The 21088-nt window shown below is 35.0% G+C and carries 18 protein-coding genes; 14 read left to right on the forward strand and 4 right to left on the reverse strand.

The features are described 5' to 3' along the window. Positions 1 to 30: 30 nt before the first annotated feature. From HGJ18_RS11950 to HGJ18_RS11965, 4 genes are all read left to right on the forward strand, one after another. Positions 31 to 1854 (forward strand): McrB family protein, encoded by a 1824-nt coding sequence (locus HGJ18_RS11950; RefSeq protein WP_253696744.1) that lies wholly within the window; start codon positions 31 to 33, stop codon positions 1852 to 1854. Next, positions 1811 to 3130: an McrC family protein gene (locus HGJ18_RS11955; RefSeq protein ID WP_253696746.1), complete on the forward strand. Its 1320-nt coding sequence runs from the start codon at positions 1811 to 1813 to the stop codon at positions 3128 to 3130. The genes HGJ18_RS11950 and HGJ18_RS11955 overlap by 44 nt, the downstream gene beginning before the upstream one ends. 383 nt (positions 3131 to 3513) lie before the next feature. Further along, entirely contained in the window at positions 3514 to 3975 is a 462-nt protein-coding gene (locus tag HGJ18_RS11960; RefSeq protein ID WP_253696747.1) for a hypothetical protein, read from the forward strand. Then, positions 3965 to 4189: a hypothetical protein gene (locus HGJ18_RS11965; protein ID WP_253696748.1), complete on the forward strand. Its 225-nt coding sequence runs from the start codon at positions 3965 to 3967 to the stop codon at positions 4187 to 4189. Before HGJ18_RS11960 ends, HGJ18_RS11965 begins: the two co-directional genes overlap by 11 nt. Positions 4190 to 4344: 155 nt before the next feature. On the opposite strand, the gene HGJ18_RS12815 is transcribed toward HGJ18_RS11965, so the two are convergent. Next, on the reverse strand, positions 4345 to 6117 hold the full coding sequence (locus HGJ18_RS12815; RefSeq protein WP_301338925.1) for a KHG/KDPG aldolase/sugar kinase fusion protein: 1773 nt from the start codon (positions 6115 to 6117) through the stop codon (positions 4345 to 4347). Between the two features lie 143 nt (positions 6118 to 6260). Here HGJ18_RS12815 and HGJ18_RS11980 point away from each other — a divergent pair, with 143 nt between their 5' ends. From HGJ18_RS11980 to HGJ18_RS12010, 7 genes are all read left to right on the forward strand, one after another. Further along, a complete protein-coding gene (locus HGJ18_RS11980; RefSeq protein WP_253696749.1) occupies positions 6261 to 6548 on the forward strand; it encodes a TRL-like family protein in 288 nt (95 codons plus the stop codon). A 56-nt stretch (positions 6549 to 6604) separates the two neighbouring features. Next, positions 6605 to 7126: a hypothetical protein gene (locus tag HGJ18_RS11985; RefSeq protein ID WP_253696750.1), complete on the forward strand. Its 522-nt coding sequence runs from the start codon at positions 6605 to 6607 to the stop codon at positions 7124 to 7126. Between the two features lie 74 nt (positions 7127 to 7200). Further along, the gene (locus HGJ18_RS11990; protein WP_253696751.1) at positions 7201 to 9072 is read left to right on the forward strand and encodes an adenylate/guanylate cyclase domain-containing protein; all 1872 of its coding nucleotides are present in this window, start codon (positions 7201 to 7203) and stop codon (positions 9070 to 9072) included. Continuing rightward, a complete protein-coding gene (locus HGJ18_RS11995; RefSeq protein WP_253696752.1) occupies positions 9069 to 11147 on the forward strand; it encodes an adenylate/guanylate cyclase domain-containing protein in 2079 nt (692 codons plus the stop codon). The genes HGJ18_RS11990 and HGJ18_RS11995 overlap by 4 nt, the downstream gene beginning before the upstream one ends. A 22-nt stretch (positions 11148 to 11169) precedes the next feature. Further along, a complete protein-coding gene (locus HGJ18_RS12000; protein WP_253696753.1) occupies positions 11170 to 12867 on the forward strand; it encodes an FAD-dependent oxidoreductase in 1698 nt (565 codons plus the stop codon). Positions 12868 to 12877: 10 nt separating this feature from the next. Continuing rightward, complete coding sequence (locus HGJ18_RS12005) at positions 12878 to 14236, forward strand: APC family permease (RefSeq protein ID WP_253696754.1); 1359 nt, start codon at positions 12878 to 12880, stop codon at positions 14234 to 14236. A gap of 17 nt (positions 14237 to 14253) precedes the next feature. Beyond that, positions 14254 to 15510, forward strand: coding sequence for a YeeE/YedE family protein (locus tag HGJ18_RS12010; protein ID WP_253696756.1), 1257 nt, complete (start codon positions 14254 to 14256; stop codon positions 15508 to 15510). A 49-nt stretch (positions 15511 to 15559) separates the two neighbouring features. Here HGJ18_RS12010 and HGJ18_RS12015 read toward each other — a convergent pair whose 3' ends face one another. From HGJ18_RS12015 to HGJ18_RS12025, 3 genes are read right to left on the reverse strand one after another with little or no spacing between them, the layout of a single operon-like run. Beyond that, positions 15560 to 16867 (reverse strand): YhjD/YihY/BrkB family envelope integrity protein, encoded by a 1308-nt coding sequence (locus HGJ18_RS12015; RefSeq protein WP_253696757.1) that lies wholly within the window; start codon positions 16865 to 16867, stop codon positions 15560 to 15562. Between the two features lie 11 nt (positions 16868 to 16878). Beyond that, the gene (locus HGJ18_RS12020) at positions 16879 to 17484 is read right to left on the reverse strand and encodes a response regulator (protein WP_253696759.1); all 606 of its coding nucleotides are present in this window, start codon (positions 17482 to 17484) and stop codon (positions 16879 to 16881) included. Then, positions 17465 to 18565, reverse strand: coding sequence for a sensor histidine kinase (locus tag HGJ18_RS12025; RefSeq protein ID WP_253696760.1), 1101 nt, complete (start codon positions 18563 to 18565; stop codon positions 17465 to 17467). Before HGJ18_RS12025 ends, HGJ18_RS12020 begins: the two co-directional genes overlap by 20 nt. Before the next feature lie 153 nt (positions 18566 to 18718). On the opposite strand from HGJ18_RS12025, the gene HGJ18_RS12030 reads away from it, so the two are divergent. Genes HGJ18_RS12030 through HGJ18_RS12040 form a run of 3 tightly spaced genes read left to right on the forward strand, consistent with a single transcriptional unit; the run spans position 18719 to position 21050 of the window. Then, positions 18719 to 19921 carry a M20 metallopeptidase family protein gene (locus tag HGJ18_RS12030; protein ID WP_253696761.1) on the forward strand — a complete coding sequence of 401 codons (1203 nt, stop codon included), beginning with the start codon at positions 18719 to 18721 and terminating at the stop codon, positions 19919 to 19921. Then, the gene (locus tag HGJ18_RS12035) at positions 19918 to 20739 is read left to right on the forward strand and encodes a DUF3100 domain-containing protein (protein WP_253696763.1); all 822 of its coding nucleotides are present in this window, start codon (positions 19918 to 19920) and stop codon (positions 20737 to 20739) included. Before HGJ18_RS12030 ends, HGJ18_RS12035 begins: the two co-directional genes overlap by 4 nt. 14 nt (positions 20740 to 20753) lie before the next feature. After that, positions 20754 to 21050, forward strand: coding sequence for a hypothetical protein (locus tag HGJ18_RS12040; RefSeq protein ID WP_253696764.1), 297 nt, complete (start codon positions 20754 to 20756; stop codon positions 21048 to 21050). The last annotated feature ends 38 nt before the right edge of the window (positions 21051 to 21088 follow it).

Here is a 21088-nt window from a genome sequence, read left to right on the forward strand (position 1 = left end):
AAGCGAACAAAAAGGATATTCAAGAAAAATATGACGGATATAAGTTTTAAAACTCTTGGCGATTTGGTAGATAAAATAAACAAAGAGTTAGGCAATTTTACAAAGGAATTTCGTTATGAAAGGAAAAAATTCACCAGTAGTGCCAGAGCTTCATCTCAAGGAAAGCTATTTACTTATTCCGATTCTTCAAGAGATTGGGCAATAAACGAAGGTGGAGGTACCGAAGTTCAATATCATATTTATTATAGAGAAAATTGTATAGGCTATGGTATTGGATTCAATACACAATATGTTCCCTTTGCTAATGAAAAATCTCCAATCGAATATATGCAGCCTTTTGTAAATGCGTATTTATTGTTAAGAGATTGTCCAGTAGTAAAGAAGCTAAAAACAAAAGGTTTTAAAGAATATTTCTCAAAAGAAGATTTGTTAAATCTTCAAGATCAAGAATACTATCTTTTTGCAAAAAAAATACAATGTAAAGCAAATACTATCACAGAAAAAGATTTTCATCAGATGATTATAGATCTAAAAGCTGACTTATTTGACCTATATTGTCAAATATTTACTAAAAGGAATGAAAACATGGAAATGCTAAAACAACAGGTAAAAATAACTCCTGATATAAAAGAATTATTAAATATGAGGTACAATATCATCCTGCATGGAGCACCCGGCACGGGAAAGACATTTACAGCGCGCCAAATTGCTGCACAAATGATGTTTGACAAAATATATGAAAATTTAACTGATGATGAAAAAAATCAAATAGGATTTGTTCAATTTCATCCTTCCTATGATTATACGGATTTTGTGGAGGGGTTACGGCCTAAAAAAGAAGTAGGGCAAAAAGAAATTGGCTTTGAACGAAAAAACGGAGTATTTAAAGACTTCTGTGAAAAAACGATACTTGCAGGCAATGAGGCAGGAACCGATAATTTTGAAAAAAGTTGGAATGAATTGATTGATAAACTAAATGATGATATTCGTATAGAAATTCCGTTAGTTTCCGGTAAAGGTTCGTTTGAAGTTGAATTGAATGAGTATGGCGAAGGACTGACAACACGAACATATAATTCAGATGAGGATAAAAAATCCGGTAATTGGATAAGAGGACAGTCAAAATTTTTCTCAAAAGAGCAGCTTTATAATATTTACAAAGGTTTAAAAGGCATCCCCAGCAGGGGACATGATAATTATCGTAAAGCAATAGTTGCGGAAATGAAAAAAAGTTTTAAATTGGAAGATTATAACAAAGGAACCCCAAAGGAAGAAGCTCCGAAATTTATTTTTATTATTGATGAAATTAACCGTGGTGATATGTCAAAAATATTCGGTGAATTATTCTTTTCTGTTGATCCTGCTTATCGAGGAACAAACGGTAAAGTATTAACTCAATATCAAAATTTAATAGAAGACCGAGATACTTTCAAAAACGGTTTTTATATTCCTGATAATGTCTATATTATTGGGACAATGAATGATATTGACCGTTCTGTTGAAAGTATGGATTTTGCAATGCGCCGTAGATTTGTTTTTTATGAAATCACCGCTAAAGATAGTGCAGAAGCAATGGGAATAGATTATAGTACTGCAAGTCCGATGAAAAAATTGAATGATGCTATAGAAAAGGAACTTGGCAGTGATTACCAAATTGGCGGTTCATATTTCAAGGAATATAAGGATAAGCTAAACGACACAAATGCATTACAGGAACTGTGGAAAAATAATCTCAAAGGATTGCTTCGAGAATACTTGCGTGGACAAAGAGATGCTAAAACTAAATTAGATGAGTTTGAGAGTGTTTTCTATGGAACTAATACGGATAACGGACAACAGCAGCAAAACGCTTAATCTATCAAAGAGTACAATTTCCGATTTACAAGCCATAGCTAATATTCCATTGGAAAATATAAAAGAGAGATATCCCGGTCTTTTGGTTTTTCCGCAAAGTTTTGGTGAATACGGAGATAATTTGGGCTCCCAATATATCTGCTCTTTAAACGATAAAACAATTGGAACAGGAAATTTAATGGGGTTTGTTGGCTATAATTCCACAGAACTTAGTATTTGTTCCCGTTTTGCCGATAACAATGGAAATGATTTTTTTCTGCACTATCTTCTGCAAAAGACATTGTGTCAATATGTTTTTGATTTAAAACATTCTTATCATGAAATAACTATTTTTGATTTTTTGCTATATTTATTTCCATATTATTTTAACAAGGCCTTATCTCAAGGTTTATTCAGAGAGTATAGGCAATTTCATTACAATGATAGTAAAGCAAAAGGTTCTATAGAAATAAATAGGCATATACAGCAAAATATTTCTTTCACAGGGAAAATCGCATATAGTACTAGAGAATATAGTTACGATAACCGTATTATTCAATTAATTAGACATACAATCGAATACATCAAAACTTTGCCTTTTGGTAAGAATTTGTTACTTGGACACGAAACACAACAAAATATAAGATTAATAATTGATAATACTTCATCTTATTCGCGTCAAGACTTACGCAAAGTATTTACAGAGAATTTAAGAGAAATCCAACACCCATATTATACAGAGTACAGTTCATTGCAAAAAATATGCTTACAGATTCTTAAATATGAAGGTTTAAAGTACGATGATAATACGCATACCCAAATTTATGGAATACTTTTTGATGGAGCATGGTTGTGGGAAGAATATCTAGCAGAAGTATTACAAAATGATTTTAAACATTACACTTCAGAAAATAGCAACTTCAAACTACTAGAATACAGAGGTGAAAGAAAACAAAAAATTATTCCTGATTATATTTCAAAAGATAAGAGAATCGTGGCTGATGCTAAATATATCCCATTGAATAAAAGTTCTTCATATGGGGAAGATCGGGCAACTGCTATTTATTATAAAACAGTTATGTATATGCTGAGATTTTCTTCTAAGCATGGTATTTTGTTTTATCCTTGTAAAGATAAATCAGAACCTAAGAAATATAAAATCATGGATACTGATAACTACTTAACCGAAGTACCATTTATGATACCTATGGAACAAACAAATACATATAATGATTATTGTAACCAAATGTTAATGGAAGAAGAAAATTTCAAAATACTTATTTTTGAAAATGCCTAACACCCGCTTCAACGCTGACAAACAAGATTATGAATATTTACAGGTTAAGCAAGTATTATGTAAAGACTCTTTATGCCATATAGTAAGAATAAAAACATGAAAATTTCTAAGCTAAACCCTGCTCTGACTTGAAAAGCCCCTAAGGGAACGGGAGGGCTCTCCCCCTAATTATAGAGCCTCTATTTCTTTAATGCTTAAACCTGTAGCTTTTACAATATTTTGAATATGAAGAGTTTGCAATAAATAGCAAAATTTGAAAAAAGGAATTTCGATACGAGATATAATAATTTTCTATATTATCAGACTTTATTCTAGAAAAATGGCGGACACCAGATAACGTTCAATTTACTATAGTGCAAGAATTTTCAAAATGTGATATAATTATGACTATGAAAGTTTATCTTGATAACTGTTGTTACAATCGGCCATATGACGACCAAAATTATTTGTCGATTTCACTTGAAACACAGGCAAAGTTGCTTGTTCAGTTGCTTATAAAAGAAAAACATCTGGAACTAGCTTCTTCGTTTATTTTGGATTATGAAAATTCTTGTAATCCCTATATGGATAGAAAAACTGCTATAAAGAATTTTTTGGATACCAATGTTTCTGATTATGTCTGTAGTGAAAAATCGGCAGAAGTCATTACAAAGGCAGAAATAGTGATGGCAACGGGAGTAAAGATGAAGGATTCTTGTCACATAGTTTGTGCTGAAATGATGAAATGTGACTATCTTTTGAGCACGGATAAAGGTATGTTGAAATATAAAAGCGATACTTTAAAATTACTTAATCCGATAGAATTCATAGATTTATTAAATGGAGGTAATAAAAATGATGACTGAAATGATTGTACCGCCGCCTACGATAGAGCTTCTCTCTCGTGGTATGGAATGTCTGATAGAAACAATGGGTGTCGTTGAAGCAGAATACTTTATTGCTGCTGTACGAAGGGAACGATTCGATTATACAAAATGGCAAAGAGAATATTTTGACAAAATGGATTTAAAAACTTTTGTTAATAATGCAAAATCTCATGCTCAAAGTATGGAAAAATAAAATTACCCACCACCCGCTTTTAAACAACTTACAGCCTAGGTTGATATGCATTATTATACCGGGCAAATAAAATAGCTTGATAAAAGAGCAGGTTAAGCTAATGTTAGAAACACACCTAATGGTGGGAGATAATACTCGGTTATTTCCTATTTCCCTTACCTCTGCACCCTTCCTGAAGCATCTCCTTGGGCAAGAGTTAAAACTTCATCAAAAGAAACTTGGTTAAAGTCGCCGTTTATGGAGTGCTTTAAGCAAGAGGCGGCTGAAGCAAAGTCGATTTGTTTTTGAGGTTTAAAGCCTTTTAGTTCGGCACAGATTAAGGCTGCGGCAAAACTGTCTCCGCCCCCTAGTCTGTCAACAACCTGCATTGTGTATTTTTTGCTGAAATAGGCCTTGCCTTTTGTATAAAGCATGGCTGACCAGTTGTTTTCGCTAGCTGAGATGGATTCTCTTAAAGTTATTCCTACTTTTTGAAAACCGAATTTTTTGCATAGTTTTTCAGCAACCTCTTTATAGCCTTTTTCATTCAGTTTGCCCGAGCTTACGTCCGTGTTTTTTGAGGTTATACCGAAAACCTTGTCTGCATCTTCTTCATTTGAAATACAGATATCGACAAACTCGCAGATACTGCTCATGGTTTCTTTTGCTTCATCGGGAGTCCAAAGTTTTTTGCGGTAGTTGAGGTCGCATGAAACGGTAATACCCATTGACCTTGCCGTTTTGCAGGCTTCAAGGCAAATTTCGGCAGCATTTTTGCTTAAAGCGGGAGTGATCCCTGTAAAATGGAACCATGAGGCTCCTTTAAAAATTTCTTTCCAATTAAAGTCGCTCGGTGAGGCTTCGGCAATGGCAGAATTAGCCCTGTCATATATTACCTTGGAGGCACGTTGGGATGCTCCCTTTTCTAAAAAATAGATACCTATACGCTTCCCTCCGCGGATTATGCCTGAAACATCTACCCCGTACCGGCGCAAAGAGTTTACTGCCGCTTGGCCTATCTCATGGGACGGCAGTTTTGTTATGTATGAGGACTGCATTCCGAAGTTGGCTAAAGAAACCGCGACATTTGCCTCCGCCCCACCGAAAACCAATTCCAGGGCATCGGCTTGAACAAAGCGGTTAAAGCCTGTGGGGGAAAGGCGGAGCATAATTTCGCCCATGGTTATAACTTTGGGTGCTTGGTTTGTTTCGATGCTTCCGTTTAAAGAGTTCTCATTTGATGTTGAGGCCTTTTTTTCTGTTGAAGTTTTTGGGTATGAAAATGTAGTTAAAGTGCTTGGATCTTTTTTAGGATTACGAGCCTCTTTTACTATTTGTAATGCAATGGCTGACTCTTCTTCTATCTTTTTAAAATCTTTTGAAGATATAAGCTCTTTTGAAACCATCCAGCTTCCGCCGCAGGCTATTACCTTTGAAAAGGCTGCATATTCCGCAATATTTTGAGCGTTTATTCCTCCGGTCGGCATAAATTTTATATTCGGGTACGGTGCGGAAATAGCCTTTATAAATTTTAATCCCCCTGCAGCCTCAGCCGGAAAAAACTTGACTACTTCAAGACCGAAGCTCATAGCCTGTTCGATTTCTCCCGCGGTGGAAACTCCCGGAATTATCGGATAGCCTGACTTAATGCAATGCTCTACAACCTTGGGATTGAGTCCGGGGCTGACAATGAATTTTGCTCCTGCAGCGATAGCTTTGTCGGCTTGTTCCGGGGAGAGAACCGTGCCTGCTCCTACAAGAAAATCCGGAAAGTCTTTTGAAAAAACTTGAATAGCTTTTTCGGCTGCTTCCGTTCTAAATGTGATTTCGGCACAAAAAAGGCCGGCGGCAGAGAGGGCTTTTCCCAATGGAAGAGCGTCTTTTTCATTGTCTAAAACGATGACGGGTACAATACCTATTTTTTCTATTTGTTTAAAGATTTTATTCATAAAAGCCCCCTATTCAGTTTAGATATGAACCGATAAAGCATTCTAGCATATCTTTTGCGATTTGTCATTAAAAAAATAATATAAATCTTGACATAGTTAAAAAAACTATTATAATAAAAGTAAATCAAATTTGGAGGTTCTTTATGAAAAAAATTGCTTTAGTTTTGTTTGTTGTACTTGCTGCTATTTTAATTGCATCATGTTCGACAGTAGCACCTGTTGCAGGTGCTTCAGGTGTTGTAGGACGAAAAACCGGTGAAGCTTCTCAAGCCTTTGTTTTTGCATTCCCTTTAAAAGGTGAAGGCGGAATTGCTCAAGCTGCAAAAAATGGCGGTATCACAAAAGTAGGAACGGTTGATGTTAGAATAAATTGGCCTGCAAGCCCTATTATTCCCTATGTTGTTGTAACTACAGTTGTTACGGGAGAATAAGCTATTATAGCTTCATGGCCTCATTATTTTGATAGTGAGGCCTTTTTTTAGATTTTATGAAAAAATATATTTTTATTTTAATACCTATTTTACTCTTATTTTCTTCATGTATAACCGCTTCATCGGGAAAGGAGAAGGTTATTACTGCTTATATGGACTCCGGTACAAGAAAGTACTATATCCGGCCGGGAAAAATGGTATTACAAAAAGAAAAGGATACTTCAAGCCATATAATGGCTGATTTTACCTATCAAATGAGGCAAAGAGAATATGTTTCGGATGCATATTTTAATTTTACCTTACATAATAAAGCTGATGCTTTTATTTTAAAGGCCTATTTTATTTTAGATTCTAAAGAAATTGTAGAACTTTTTGAACTTAATACTCTTGATAGAAATCTTTCTTTAGGATATGTGCGGGTTTCTACAATTATAAAAAAAGAAAAAGTTAAAAATGTGTTGATGAGTCTCCATAAGGGTATGGCTGTATTAAAGGTGGAACTTGATAATCATGCCGAAATGGAATTTGTAGCCTCAAAAGATTTAATAAGCCGTATTGAAGAAGCTTTTTATAAATAATCATCACCTATTGACAATATCCGTTATTGCGTATATGTTTTTACATACAAGATCCTCACTTGTGGAGTAAGTGTGTGAAAAAGTTCACTCTTATTTTTATCTGTTCTCTGTTTTTAGCTTCGTGTATAAAGCCTGCCGAGCCTACTTTAAATGCTGTTGTAAAAGGTGTTTTTGATGCGGAAAACATATCTGTAGGGGATATACAGGTACTGGAAGGAGAATGGATTTTTATTCCGAACGAATTTGTTGAACCGCTGGAAGATTTCGGTAAATATACCCGTTATGAGAATATAAATACGTCTTGGCATAAGTATGGAGACGGTCTTTCAATTTACGGATATGGGACCTATGCCTTAAGAATAAAAAATCTTTCTACAAATGGTGTATATGCAATAAAAACGGCAACGGTTTCTTCAGCTTTTATTGCATACCTTGAAGGGGAGGAAATTTATAGAAGCGGTGTTGTAGGTAATTCCCGTGAATTTGAAAAATTTAATTGGGATGCCCCTTTTATTACCCTTCCGACCTTTGGAAAGGAAGAGGTAACATTGGTTTTTCATGTTTCTAATTTTAACGATAATAAGGCTGGTTTTGTAAAACCCATAGAATTCGGCTTTTACTCTGACCTTTTAAATGCAAAAAATGCAAGTGTCTTAACTCTGACTATATTGGCCGGTATTCTTTTGCTGGCTGCTGCATTTTTTATCTCTTTGTTTATTTTTTATCCTAAAGAGCGTCAATCTCTTTATTTCGGTTTGTTGGCGGCTAATTTTTGTTTAAGAATTTGCAGCTATGATGAATTTTTACTTACAACAATAATGCCCGGTATTAGCGGGGAGACTCTTTTTAAAATAGGTTATAGCACACTTTCTTTCGGTATTATTTTTGTTTCATTGTTTATACATAACTTGTTTAGTAAAATTAAGAGCAAATATTTGCTTATACTGTGCGCTCCTGCAATATTATATATTATGATAAATATTTTTGCTCCTATGAGAGCCTCATCTGAGCTGCTCCATTTTGCTCAAGTATATGTTTTATTGTTTGCAGCGTATAATGTACTAACTGTTATGAAGGCCGCTTCACGAAAAGATACATCAGCAATTCTTTTTTTGACCGGGTTTTCAATTTTTTTACTTTTAAGTGTAAGGGATATTTTAATTGCAAATAGGATTATACAGGGCTTTTTTCTATCACATATAGGTGTTTTAGTCTTGCTGATTCCAATGGCTATTGTTGTTTTACATAATTTTAGGGACAGCTCGAATAGGGTTATCGATATGACGAAGCAGATAGAATGCATAAACGATGCTCTTGCAAAATTTGTTCCTAACGAATTTATGAATTTTTTAAGAAAAAAACACGTTGATATTAAGCTGGGAGATAATATTTTAAAAGACATGTATATAGCCTTCATTCATTTAGGTATTTATACAGGCTTGGGAACCGAAAAAGAAAGGCAGAGTCTTCTTAAAATTTATAATTATACTCTGGCAAATATCAATCCTATTATTCAAGCTCATAACGGATTTATCGACAAATATTTAACTGAAGGTTTAATGGTTCTTTTTCACGGTTCGGCAGATGATGTTATAAAGTGTATGCTTGAAATTAAATCCGTAGTTCAATTTGAAAATATGGATAGGGAAATAAGTAAATTGCCTAAAATAGACCTTGCTATAGGTGTTCATTATGGAAGACTTATGCTTGGTACTATTGGAGAGGAAGAAAGAATGGATAGCACCGTTATATCCGATGTTGTCAATGTTGCTTCCAGACTTCATTTTTATGCTCTAAAAAAAGGAGTAAATATTTTTATCAGCGAAGTTGTTAAAAAGAATGTAACGAATCTTCCAATAAATGAGGTTAAATTTGAATATAACGGCTTGGTACGATTTAGAGGAAAAGATGAACCGGTTAGAATATATGAGGTAAAAAAATTATGACGGTAGAAAAGAAAAGGTTGTTTTTAGGGTCTATTCCTTTTTTTTGTTTATTTATTCTTTTGTATCTAACTAATTTGTTTAAACTTGTTTATGAACAAAAAATCATAGATTTGGAAGTAAAAAACGGTAAGGTGTCTATTCCCGCTAATACATTATCAGAGTCCTCTCTTTTTTCTTTAAGCGGAGATTTTTATTATACGCCTAATCGGTTTTATTCTTTAAAAAATAGCCCTGAAGAATCTTATGCTAAGGTTCCCGGTGATTTTGCAAGCAAGGATCTAGGGAATGTATTCGGTTACGGTTCTTACGGTTTAGAATTATATGGGCTAGATCCCGGTATCATTTATGCAATTCATGTCCCACATATTTTTAGCAGCTGCAGTATTATAATAAATGGAATAGATCTTCAAAGTCAGGGACAGCCCGGTATAGATCGGGAGACGGAAAATCCGGGAACCAGATCGTCTCAAATAGCCTTTAGACCCTTAAAAGACGGAACAGCCAATATAGTTATTAATGTTTCCAATTTTTTTAACAATAAAGGTTATATTTCTTCTCCGATTATTTTGGGCGAAGCTTCTCAAATAGGAATAATGTTTAGAGGGGATTTGATCTTTTACGGTACTATATTTGCCGTAACTTTTTCGGTTGCCTTATTTTTCTTCATGCTTTCGTTTTTTTATAAAAACTCTTCCTTTGTAATTTGGTTTGCATTAACGTCCATGGTTTTAGCTGTTAGGGGAATTTTCTTTTATCCTCATATTTTTATGATTTTGTTTCCGGACATTCCTTGGATTGCTACTTTTATTATTAGGTATATTACCGTTCCTCTGCCTATAATTTTATTTACTGTTTTTATAAGTACGGCTTTAAAATTACGATATAAAATTCCTTACATAATTATATTATCCGTATCGATTTTATACGCTATTTCCACCATAGTTCTTCCGCCTGAAGTTTCAACGTTTTTATTGATTTACTACCAAGTTTTTGCTTTGTTTTGTGTAAGTTATATTATCGCTATTGCAATAATAGGCTTGAAAAAAAAGAAAGAATTTTCCGTATGGATATTTATTGCGACAGCAGTATTGTTTTTATTCGGTGTTTATGACTTGTTGGTTTCTTTAGGCATTATACCGGGAGATTTTTTTATTCAGATAGGGACTGTTTTTGCGGTTATCATATTATCGATAATGGTATTGGATGATTATTCCGGTTCAATAAATAAAATAGAAGATCTAAGTGTAGAAATGCAACTTATAAATAGATCTCTTGTTCGATTCGTGCCTGATCAAATTGTAGAACTGTTAAATAAAAAATCCATAACGGATGTTAATCTTGGAGATAGCGTTGAGCTTACAATGCCCATCCTTTCGATAGATATCCGCTCCTTTACTCACACTTCAGAAAAACTTGCACCTAATCAAGTTTTTGAATTATTGAATGAGTATTTTGCATTGGTAGCTCCAATTGTTCGGAAATATAATGGTGTAATAACAAAATACTTGGGGGACGGCTTTTTTGCTTTATTTCCTGACGGAGCGAATGCTGCTCTTTCGTGCGGAATAGCTATACAAAGGGCTATTCGAGATAATGGAATTGCTGTTCCCAACGCATCCCCTATAAAAGTAGGTATAGGAATTGATATGGGGGATATTCTTTTAGGTATCATCGGTAATTCAACACGAATGGATAGTATTATTATTTCCAATTCTTACCACATTGCAGAAGTTTTGCAGGAATCCACAAAAAAATATTGTTCCTGTATGATTATTTCCGATAGAATTTATGATGCCATCAATGATATTTCCGAGCATTATATTAGGCCTATACAAAGGGTTAAAAACTCATCGAACAAGGAAACTTTCTTATATGAAGTTTATGATTGCGATGATGATCTTATTCGCGATTTAAAGCATAGCACTCAGGATTATATGAAAAATGCTTTAAAAGCTTTATCGAATGAAGGGGCTGAATCTGCAGCTAAATATTTTGATAAGGTTTTGAGTATATTTCCGGACGATCCTGTGTCTCTCTATTATAAAAAAATATTTGAAAAAATCAATTCACGATAAAATTTATTTTAAGGAGTAATTTATGGCAAAAAAGGTTGTGATTGTAGGAGGCGTGGCAGGCGGGGCTTCAGTCGCTGCAAGAGTTAGACGCTTGGATGAAAATGCTGAAGTCATTATGTTTGAAAAAGGTCCCAATGTTTCTTTTTCAAATTGTGCCTTACCATTTTTCTTGAGCAGAATTGTTCCCGAAAGCGAGAGTCTTGTTTTGATGAGCCCTGAACAGTTTAAAAAGCAATATAATATTATTGCAAAGACCTCTCATGAGGTATTGGCTGTTGATTCGTTAAAAAAGACAGTTAAGGTAAAAGACTTAAATACCAGTAAGGAATTTGAAGAATCTTATGATGTTTTAGTTCTTTCTCCGGGAGCAGCTCCTGTGGTTCCGCGTTCTATAACGGGATATGATAAGCCTCATGTTTTTACCGTAAGGAATGTTGTTGACATTAAAAAGCTTGATGATTATGTTAATGCCAATAATGTAAAAGATATTGCTGTTATAGGGGCAGGGTTTATCGGTATTGAGGTTGCCGAAAATTTTAAGCTTGCAGGTAAAAATGTTTCCCTCGTAGAAAAACTTCCGCAGGTAATGGCTCCATTCGATTATGATATGGCCCAAATTCTGCATAAAGAATTGTACGATAAGGGCGTAAACTTAGTTTTGGGTGACGGTATAAAAGAGATAGGCGACGGCTATATTATCCTTGAAAGCGGCAAAAAGCTTGATGCAGGGGCTGTTGTTCTGTCGTTGGGTGTCCGTCCTGAAGTTGCTTTAGCTCAAGGTGCAGGAGTAAAACTTGGAGATACGGGAGCTATTTTAGTAGATCATAATTACCGCACCAATGTAGATGACATTTATGCTGTAGGAGATGCTATCGAAGTAAGTCATTTTATAACAAGCAAAAAGACCAGGCTTACTCTTGCCGGCCCCGCACAAAGACAGGCCAGAGCAGCTGCAGATGATATGTACGGTATTCCTCATAGAAACACGGGAGTTATCGGTTCTTCGGTTATCCAATGTTTTGATTATAATGCCGCATGTACGGGTCTCAATGAAAGAGAGTGTAAGGCACAGGGAATTAATTACGACTTTGTCTATGTTATTCCGGGAGATAAGGTAGGTCTTATGCCGGATGCTCACCCTCTTTTCTTTAAGCTGATTTTTGCCAAGCCTTCCGGTAAGATTTTAGGAGCACAAGCAATAGGAAAAGGAAATGTCGATAAGCGTATAGATGTTATAGCTTCATTTATTATGTTGGGCGGAACTTTGGAAGACTTAAAAGAGTTGGAACTCTGCTACTCACCGATGTTCGGGACTGCAAAGGATATTGTTAATCATGCTGCTCTTGTAGGCTTAAATATTTTAAACGGAGTGTATAAGCAGGTTCCCGTTACAAAGGTAAGAGAGCTTGTAGAAAACAATGCTTTTATTGTTGACGTCCGCGAGCCCAAGGAATTTGAAGCGGGCCATCTTTTAAATGCCGTAAATATTCCTTTGAGTCAATTACGTGAAAGAATGGATGAGATTCCGAAAGATAAACCGGTATATGTACATTGCCGCTCAAGCCAGAGAAGCTACAATGCTCTTTGTGCTTTAAAAGGAAAAGGATATAAGAACATAGTAAATATTATGGGCTCATTTTTAGGTATAAGTGTTTATGAATACTTTAATGACATTACTCAAAACCGAAAGCCGATAGTTACTAAGTATAATTTTAGATAGGAAAAAGCTTTTGAAAGATAAAAAAATACCGGCAAAGGTAAAGGGGCTGTCAAAATTCGATGTTTTAAATCTTGTAATAGGATCTATTATCGGATGGGGTTCTTTTATTTTGCCGGGAACTCTTTTCTTACCTAATTCGGGGGTTATAAATACCGTCCTTGGTCTTTGCATAGGAGGCCTTTTTGTTATAGTAATACAAAAGTCTTATCAGGTTATGCTTAGCAATCATGTAGGCGAGGGCGGTGAATTTTCCTATACCTTGACAAATATGGGAAAGCTGCACGGTTTTGTTGTAGGCTGGTCATTGAGTCTTTGTTATTTGAGCATGATTCCTTTAAATGCAACAGCTTACGTTCTTATATTGCGTAAGATTTTCGGTAAAGTGATGCTATGGGGCTATATGTATGATTTCGGTCCGACAAGTGTCTACCTTGCCGATATTCTTATAGCCTCAGTTCCCATTATAGTTTTCACTCTAATCAATTTAAGAGGTCTTTCTTTAAGTTCAAAGATACAAAACATCATGAGCTCTGCACTTGTTCTTATTGTTATAATTTTATTTTTTATAATTTTGGGAAAAAGCGATTTGAAAGTCTTTTCCGATAATTATTTGGGCTATGATAAAATATCTTTGGCAAAAACCGCATCGATAATAGCTATAATCCCTTTTTTGTTTGTGGGCTTTGATGTAGTTCCGCAAGTGTCCTGCGATTTGGGATTTGCTCCGGCTAAGACACATTTGCCTACGATTATTTCCATAATTTTCGGCATCTTGCTATATAGCCTTTTAAACATGATAGGAGCTTTGAGCTATGGCCCTGAAGAAGCTGCTAAGGTTGAGTGGGCGGTTGCTTCATCAGTAACGAGCAAGACCGGCTCTATAGGTTTTTTCTTTTTACTTATTGCAATTTTTTCGGCTGTTACCGGAGGTATAAACGGCTTTATGATAAGCAGCAGCAAATTGCTTGGTGCCTTGTCTAATGAAAAGCTTTCTCCGGCTTTTTTGGGTAAAAAGAACGATAAGAATTTATACCCGAATGCAATTTTGTTTATTGCGGGCATAAGTTTAATAGGACCGTGGATAGGACGAGAAGTAATTATTTTGATTGTGGATATGGCCTCCGTGTTGGCCGCCTTGGCTTATACCTATGTGGGTATAATAGGAATTAGAAAAGGTAGAAATTTATTTGAAAAAACGATGTGTGCTTTTTCGGGTCTTATAGGTTTGATATTTATAGGCCTTCTTTTAATTCCGGGTTCACCGGCACAGTTGACAAAGGGTTCAATGTTTTTTTTGATAGCTTGGACGCTGCTGGGTTTTCTATTTTATAGATTCGGTACCCTCCGAAAAGAAAAAAGTACAGAGTAGTTTATAAGGAGTTTTGTATGAAAAAAATCGAAAACATTATCGGTTTTGCAGTGCTGATTTTAAGCATTGTTTTGGGTTCCGTTTTATTAAAGACGGATATGTTATTTTTTAGATGGGTTATAGGAATAGCCTTAGGCTATGTTTTAACCCGTTCATTGTTCGGCTTTGCAGGAAGTGTAAACAGAGCATATCGAACAGGCTCTACCAAACTTATGAGAGCTTTGATGCTGATGTTTGTAATTTCTGCAATTCTCACTTCTGCCTTTCTTATTTTTGGAGATGTTAAAAACTATGACCTTTGGATTAACCCTATCAACTTAGGTCTAATTTTAGGAGGACTCCTATTCGGTTTCGGAATGAGCTATTCCTCTTGCTGTGCAACAGGAACTCTTACGGACTTGGTTACAGGTTTACCCAGAGCCCTTATTACTCTTTTATTTTTCGGAATAGGTGTTTTTGTAGGCCTTCCCATACAGGCTAAACAGTCATGGATCAAAGATTCATTATTTAAAAGCGGAACAGGCAGCGGTGTTTTTATACCCGATTGGTTTGCTTCAAATGGAAAGGGCGGATATTTAGGAGCTATCATTGTAACAGCCATATTTGCCGGTATTGTTGTCGTAATTTCATATATGTATGAAAGTAAAAGGAAAAAGCAAAATAAATACTCCGGCGTAGGTTCCGAAAAAGAGCAGGACGCAGTAAAAGAACTTGATACACATAACTATAAATTTTTTAGTGCAACAACTTATAAAAAACTTTTTGTTGAACCGTGGTCTTTAACTATGGGGGCTGTTTTACTTTCTGTTTTGTTTACTCTTTTGATGGGTGTTACAAAGGAAGGTTGGGGAGCCTCAACTCCTTTTGGTTTTTGGTTTGGAAGACTGCTAAAGTTTTTCGGTATGAGTGTTGATTCCATTGTTGCTTTTACCGGAGGTAAACCGAAGCCCTATACAATGCCCTTCTTTGAGCATCCGGTTTTCGTTCAAAACATAGGTATTGTGGCCGGTACCGCAATATGTCTTTTTCTTGCAGGAAGTTTTACGAAAAGCTTTACATCGGAGTTAAAAATTAGGGTAAAAGACGTTATAGTTTTTGCAATCGGCGGTTTTGCGATGGGCTTTGGAACAAGGCTTTCAAACGGATGTAATGTCGGAGCCTTGTATACTCCAATTGCAAACTTTTCACTTTCAGGATGGATATTTTTAATTTGTCTTGTCGGCGGAGGTTTTTTAGGAAACTATACCTTAAAGCTGATTAATAAAAAGAAATAAGTTTAAAAAGAACCTCGAAGAAGCTCTGCTTTTCGAGGTTCTTTAAATTTCAGTTTTGGTCTATTAAAGATTCGGCTAAAATTTTTAAAGCCTGCCTTGAAACATTTCCGTCGATTGAAATTGCTTCTAAAAAAATATTTTCCGGAACAACGGCTAAAAGACAGTCCGTTACTGCAACAGCCGTACCCGTCCTCTTTCCGTTTAAAAGACATGCAAACTCTCCAAACAGGTCTCCTTTTTCCAAATCTAAAATTTTATTTGATGTTGTAACCCTTACTGAGCCTTCTATTATGTAGTAAATATCGCTTGATATATCTTCGTAGTAAAATATTACCTCACCGGCTTTTACTTCGATAGCTTTTTTTCTATATTCCTTGGGAGGTTCTATAAAAAGATGTCTTAAAAGCTGATTAAAAAAACCGGGAGCATCTTCTTTTGGGAGCCTATAAAGCTGTGAAATAATAAAGCTGTTAAAAAACTGATTTACATACATAAACTGTGCAAAAAAAACAAAGAAGAAAAAGAAAAACCAGACTTGAATTAAGACGAGTATTACGTTTGTAAAAAGTCCGTATACAAATGTAAATTTAACTGTAGACCTAAAAAAAATAAAAAATATCTTTACAAAATAATAAGATAGAGTACAGGCTGCGGATGAAAGAAAAGCCGTTTTAAAAGAGGGCTTTATGGGCGGCATCAAATAATATATCAAACAGACAAATAGCTGCATAAAAATGACGGGAATAAATCTAAATAGATTTCTTAAAAGACTGAATAAGTTCGGTGAAAAAACAGGCTGAGCAAAATCACTTCTAAATACCGCAGAACCCGTTATTAAAAATATAAATAAAAAAACAAGCAGGATGACAACAATTATTTCGCCTAGAATAACTATAAGGCTGGTTTTTAAAGGTGTTATTTTTATTTTCTTACGGTATACTTTTCTGATTGAATGCTGAATGGTTGCAAAAAAACGTCTGGCCATCCATAAAACAAAAATCAAAACAATGAACTCAAAAAAAGAGAAACTATTTACATTCAATAAAAAATGGAAAAACCTGTCAAGATTAACCGTGTTTTGAAAAATTGAAAGCGCTCTGATGGCTTCTTTTATTTGCTGAGGACTTTGTTTTAAGACACGGAGTAAAATAGTTAATGTCAAAATAAAAATAGGAAGAGCGGACATTAAAAAATTATATGCACCTGCTGCTGCAGTAGTCAAAAGATCATTATTTACAAAACTTACAATCGTGATATATATTTTTTGGTTAAAGTCATAGATTCCTTTTTTTTGTTCTTGAACAACTCTTTCATACCAAGCTAAAAATTTCTGACTATTGCTTTTTTCTTTTTTCAATCAAGGTTCTCCTATTTTGTATAATAATATACGACTAATTGTGTTCTGTCCCTTAAATTCAGTTTTTCGAGTATGGAAGAAACATAATTGCGGACAGTTCCTTCACTTAAACTAAGTCGGCTTGCTATTTCTTTATTATTAAGCCCATCTGCAACCAATTCCAAAATATCGGTTTCTCTATCGTTTAAATCTTCTTTAAATTGAGAGCGGGCCGGTTTTGTTTGAGGGATTTTTGATATTATCTCCGAATCAAATACAATGCTCCCTGCACCGACTGCGTTTAATGCAGGCACCAAAGAATCTATATTTTGTTTTAATATATACCCTTTACATCCGAAATTGATGGCTTTTGTAATATATTCTTCATCGTTAAAAGTTGTAAGCAATAATATTTTTGCATCGCTATGTTCGGCTAGAATTTTTTCGCTTGCTTCTATTCCGGTCATATTTTGCATTCTGATATCCATTAAAAGAATATCCGGTTTGTATTCGTTGAATAAGGATATAGCTTCGCTTCCATTTGAGCCGGTGGCAATAATATTGAAACCGTTGGCTTTTAATATTGTCTTTAAAGAGGAAACTACAAGACAATCATCATCAACTATTATTATCTTCATTGCATTTATCCTTTATTTTTGGAAATATGATATGGGTTTTAAATCCGTTTTCGGAATAAAATTTAATTATGCCTCTATGTTTTTCTACAAGGTCGGCTATAACCTTTAAACCTATTCCATAATTTAGATTTCTGATTTGTTTTCCTGAAAAGCCTCGCCCATTATCTTTTATTATAAGAGAGTAAAAGCCAATGTGTTCAAGTACGCTCAGATTCAATTCGCTTGCTCCGCTGTGCTTGATGGTGTTTGAAAGGCTTTCTTTTACTATTGAAAAGATATCATATTTTAGCTCATAGGGTATAGAGTCTACCTTATATGTTAATTGTATTTTAATTTTTTTTGTGTTTTCAACAAGTTCTTCCAAACCTGTTTGTAAATTAAAAGAATCATTGTGCATATTATGAAGACATTCTCTTATTTCAGTCATACCGTTTTCTAAAGAATTTTGTAAAATATTTAAGCTGTCTTTTACTTCTTGTTGGTTTGAAACATATTTTAGTGCATTCACCTGTAAAATACCGGCACTAAGTGTATGCCCTATGGAGTTATGAAGACTTCCTGAAATTCTGTTCCGTTCGGCGAGGATTAAAACTTCAGCATTTTTTAAAACCTCGTTTTCTAAAATTCGTTCCCTTTTTTCCGAATTAATTTTACTTTCGGCAAGTTTATCTTTTAGTCCGGTTACTTCCAATGTTTTAAGTAGATAGTTTTCTTTAACACCCGAATAGAAGAATATAATCAAAGTAAACAGAAAGAAAATAAGATCGAAATTAAAAAATACGCACAATAAGGGAAGAAATTTAAAAATAAGGGAAATGTAGTTTTTTTGAATTTCTTCGGCTTCTAAATTCATAGCGATAAAAACGGGAGAAAAAAATTCAAGATTTCTATTGAATGCTGCTGTAAATATGACAAAAACGATAAAAATAAAAGGCTTTATATTACTGCGTATCATACCGCTCCATAGCCCTATAGAAAAAAATATTATAAAGTAGGGAATAACTATAAACGATCCTGTTTTAGAAAATACAAAAAGAGAAGAAAAAAGAACTATCAAAAAATTTTCTAAAAATAAAAGCATATAATTACAGAGCTCTCTATTAAAATATCTACCGTTCATTAAGTATAAAGGAAAAGGTTAAAAAAATCAATAAAGAAAAAATTAGTGTTGACTTTTACAAAAGACTATGCAATACTTTATTATACAATTTACATAAGGGGGTTTAATTTAAATATGTATAATATAATTGATTTGGTCAAACAAAAAGAAGCTAAGATTATTCAAATTAGGAGGGACCTGCATCAGATTCCCGAATTGGAATTATCCCTTCCAAAAACTGTGGACTATGTTTGTAAGCAGCTTGATGCTCTGCAAATACCCTATCATAAACTTGTCAACGGGAATGCTATTGTTGCCATCATTGAGGGAAAAGAAAAGGGCAAATGTATAGCAATTAGAGCCGATATGGATGCCTTGCCTATAAAAGAAAATACGGGGCTAAGTTTTGCCTCAAAACATGAGGGCTGTATGCATGCCTGCGGCCATGACGGGCACATGGCTATGGCTCTTGGAGCCTGTATGGTGCTTAAGGAACTGTCATCTGAATTTAAAGGCTGTGTAAAAATTCTTTTTCAACCGGGAGAGGAGTATCCCGGAGGAGCCCTCCCCATGATTGAAGAAGGCTGTATGGAAAATCCAAAGGTTGATGCCGTAATAGGCCTTCATGCAGGTTATATTTATCCGGGTGTTGAAAAGGGAAAGATAGGTGCATGTAAAGGGCCTTTTTTTGCCGCAGCCGATAAATTCAAGATTATCGTAAAGGGATATGGCGCTCATGGGGCTTATCCGCATCTTTCGGTAGATCCTGTTCCCATAGCTTGTGAAATAGTTTCCGGTTTACAAAAGATTATAAGCCGTGAGCTTCCCCCAACTTCTCACGCCCTGATTTCCGTAGGACAAATACATGGCGGATCCGCTTTTAATATCATACCCGAGGAAGTTTTTATTGAAGGAACGGTGCGTTCTGCTGATGAAAATGAACGCAGCTTCATTGCAAAAAGGATTGAAGATCTTGCTTCGGGTATTTCAAAATCTTACAGGGCCGAAGCAAAAACGGTTTATGATTTTAGGTATCCTGTTTTGCTAAATGATAAAGGTTTTACGGAATTTTTTATTGAAAGTACAAGAGAAATTTTGGGAGAAGATTCTATTCACGAAATTTCAGTGCCTACAATGGCCGGTGAAGATATGGCATATTTTTTGCAAAAAGCTCCGGGTACGTTTTTTGTCTTGTCCAATCCTATAATACAGAATGACGGTAGTATTTATCCTCACCACTCAGATAAATTTGATATGGATGAAAGTTTATTTTATAAGGGTACCTCAGCTGTGCTGGCTACCGTTTTAAAATATTTAGATTTAGGAGGTTTAAAATGAAGAATATACGATTACACCTAACAGTTCTTGTTTTGGTTGTTATTTCGGAATTCATCGGAAAGTTTGCATTTAAGGTTGGAATAGGAACAATCGTTCTATTACCGATGCTTTATGCTTTAATTCTCGGTATTTTAACAACATTGAAAAAAGTTAAAATATCCGGAGAAAAAGAGATTAAAGATGCAGGAAGTCTTATAAGTATTACTCTTATGCTTTTGATGGCTAAGTATGGAACAACCATTGGCCCCAGCATCTTGACAATTCTAAAAGCAAGTCCGGCTCTTATTTTGCAGGAATTTGGAAATTTAGGAACAGTTATTTTAGGAGTTCCTATTGCCGTATTACTCGGCCTTAAACGGGAAGCCATAGGCGGAGCGCATTCAATTTCACGAGAGCCTAATGTTGCCATTGTTGCAGAGAGGTATGGTCTAAACTCCCCTGAAGGTGAAGGAGTATTAGGCGTTTATCTTGTTGGAACAGTGTTTGGTACAATATTCATAGGACTAATGGCCAGTATTTTAGCTTCAGCTACATTTTTACATCCTTATGCTCTTGCTATGGCATCAGGTGTAGGTTCTGCTTCTATGATGACGGCCTCAGTCGGTTCTCTTATAGAGTTATTCCCTGAGCTGGCAGAAAATATTAAGGCTTTTGGAGCTGCGAGTAACTTACTTTCAGGCTTAGACGGAGTTTATATGTCTATATTCCTTGCTTTGCCTTTTTCGGAATGGTTGTTTAAAAAATGTTATAAGATGAAATATCATCAAGAACCGCCTCTTCCGTCAGTTCCGGCTGAACTTAGTGATAATTCAAAATAAGGAGGCTTTTGTATATGAAATTTAAGAATGCTTTAATTGTTCTACTTATAACGGCTTTTGTTTCTTTGATCGGCAATTTTGTCGGTCCTAAAATTAACCCGATTACTGCTCTGCCCGGAATGTTGATTCTTGTAGGTATAGCTGCTGCCGGTATCGGGCTATCAAAAATAATTCCCGGAAAAATACCGGCTGTAGCCTATATTGTTACGCTTGCTGCTATTATGACTATTCCCGGTGTCCCTTTTTCAAAAGAAGTATATGAATATACCTCAAAGGTAAATTTTTTTGCTTATATGCATATAAATTCTTAAGTTATATGCAGAAAGACTTGACTTTTCTGCATAAAAGT

It is taken from the genome of Treponema denticola (assembly GCF_024181405.1).
In the GTDB taxonomy this organism is placed as follows: Bacteria; Spirochaetota; Spirochaetia; order Treponematales; family Treponemataceae; genus Treponema_B; species Treponema_B denticola_D.

What these genes read in the sequence shown, in the direction of transcription:
- HGJ18_RS11950 (WP_253696744.1), top strand. Translation starts at nt 31, where the DNA reads ATGACGGATATAAGTTTTAAAACTCTTGGCGATTTGGTAGATAAAATA.
- HGJ18_RS11955 (WP_253696746.1), top strand. Translation starts at nt 1,811, where the DNA reads ATGGAACTAATACGGATAACGGACAACAGCAGCAAAACGCTTAATCTA.
- HGJ18_RS11960 (WP_253696747.1), top strand. Translation starts at nt 3,514, where the DNA reads ATGACTATGAAAGTTTATCTTGATAACTGTTGTTACAATCGGCCATAT.
- HGJ18_RS11965 (WP_253696748.1), top strand. Translation starts at nt 3,965, where the DNA reads ATGATGACTGAAATGATTGTACCGCCGCCTACGATAGAGCTTCTCTCT.
- HGJ18_RS12815 (WP_301338925.1), bottom strand. Translation starts at nt 6,117, where the DNA reads ATGAATAAAATCTTTAAACAAATAGAAAAAATAGGTATTGTACCCGTC.
- HGJ18_RS11980 (WP_253696749.1), top strand. Translation starts at nt 6,261, where the DNA reads ATGAAAAAAATTGCTTTAGTTTTGTTTGTTGTACTTGCTGCTATTTTA.
- HGJ18_RS11985 (WP_253696750.1), top strand. Translation starts at nt 6,605, where the DNA reads ATGAAAAAATATATTTTTATTTTAATACCTATTTTACTCTTATTTTCT.
- HGJ18_RS11995 (WP_253696752.1), top strand. Translation starts at nt 9,069, where the DNA reads ATGACGGTAGAAAAGAAAAGGTTGTTTTTAGGGTCTATTCCTTTTTTT.
- HGJ18_RS12000 (WP_253696753.1), top strand. Translation starts at nt 11,170, where the DNA reads ATGGCAAAAAAGGTTGTGATTGTAGGAGGCGTGGCAGGCGGGGCTTCA.
- HGJ18_RS12010 (WP_253696756.1), top strand. Translation starts at nt 14,254, where the DNA reads ATGAAAAAAATCGAAAACATTATCGGTTTTGCAGTGCTGATTTTAAGC.
- HGJ18_RS12020 (WP_253696759.1), bottom strand. Translation starts at nt 17,484, where the DNA reads ATGAAGATAATAATAGTTGATGATGATTGTCTTGTAGTTTCCTCTTTA.
- HGJ18_RS12025 (WP_253696760.1), bottom strand. Translation starts at nt 18,565, where the DNA reads ATGCTTTTATTTTTAGAAAATTTTTTGATAGTTCTTTTTTCTTCTCTT.
- HGJ18_RS12030 (WP_253696761.1), top strand. Translation starts at nt 18,719, where the DNA reads ATGTATAATATAATTGATTTGGTCAAACAAAAAGAAGCTAAGATTATT.
- HGJ18_RS12035 (WP_253696763.1), top strand. Translation starts at nt 19,918, where the DNA reads ATGAAGAATATACGATTACACCTAACAGTTCTTGTTTTGGTTGTTATT.
- HGJ18_RS12040 (WP_253696764.1), top strand. Translation starts at nt 20,754, where the DNA reads ATGAAATTTAAGAATGCTTTAATTGTTCTACTTATAACGGCTTTTGTT.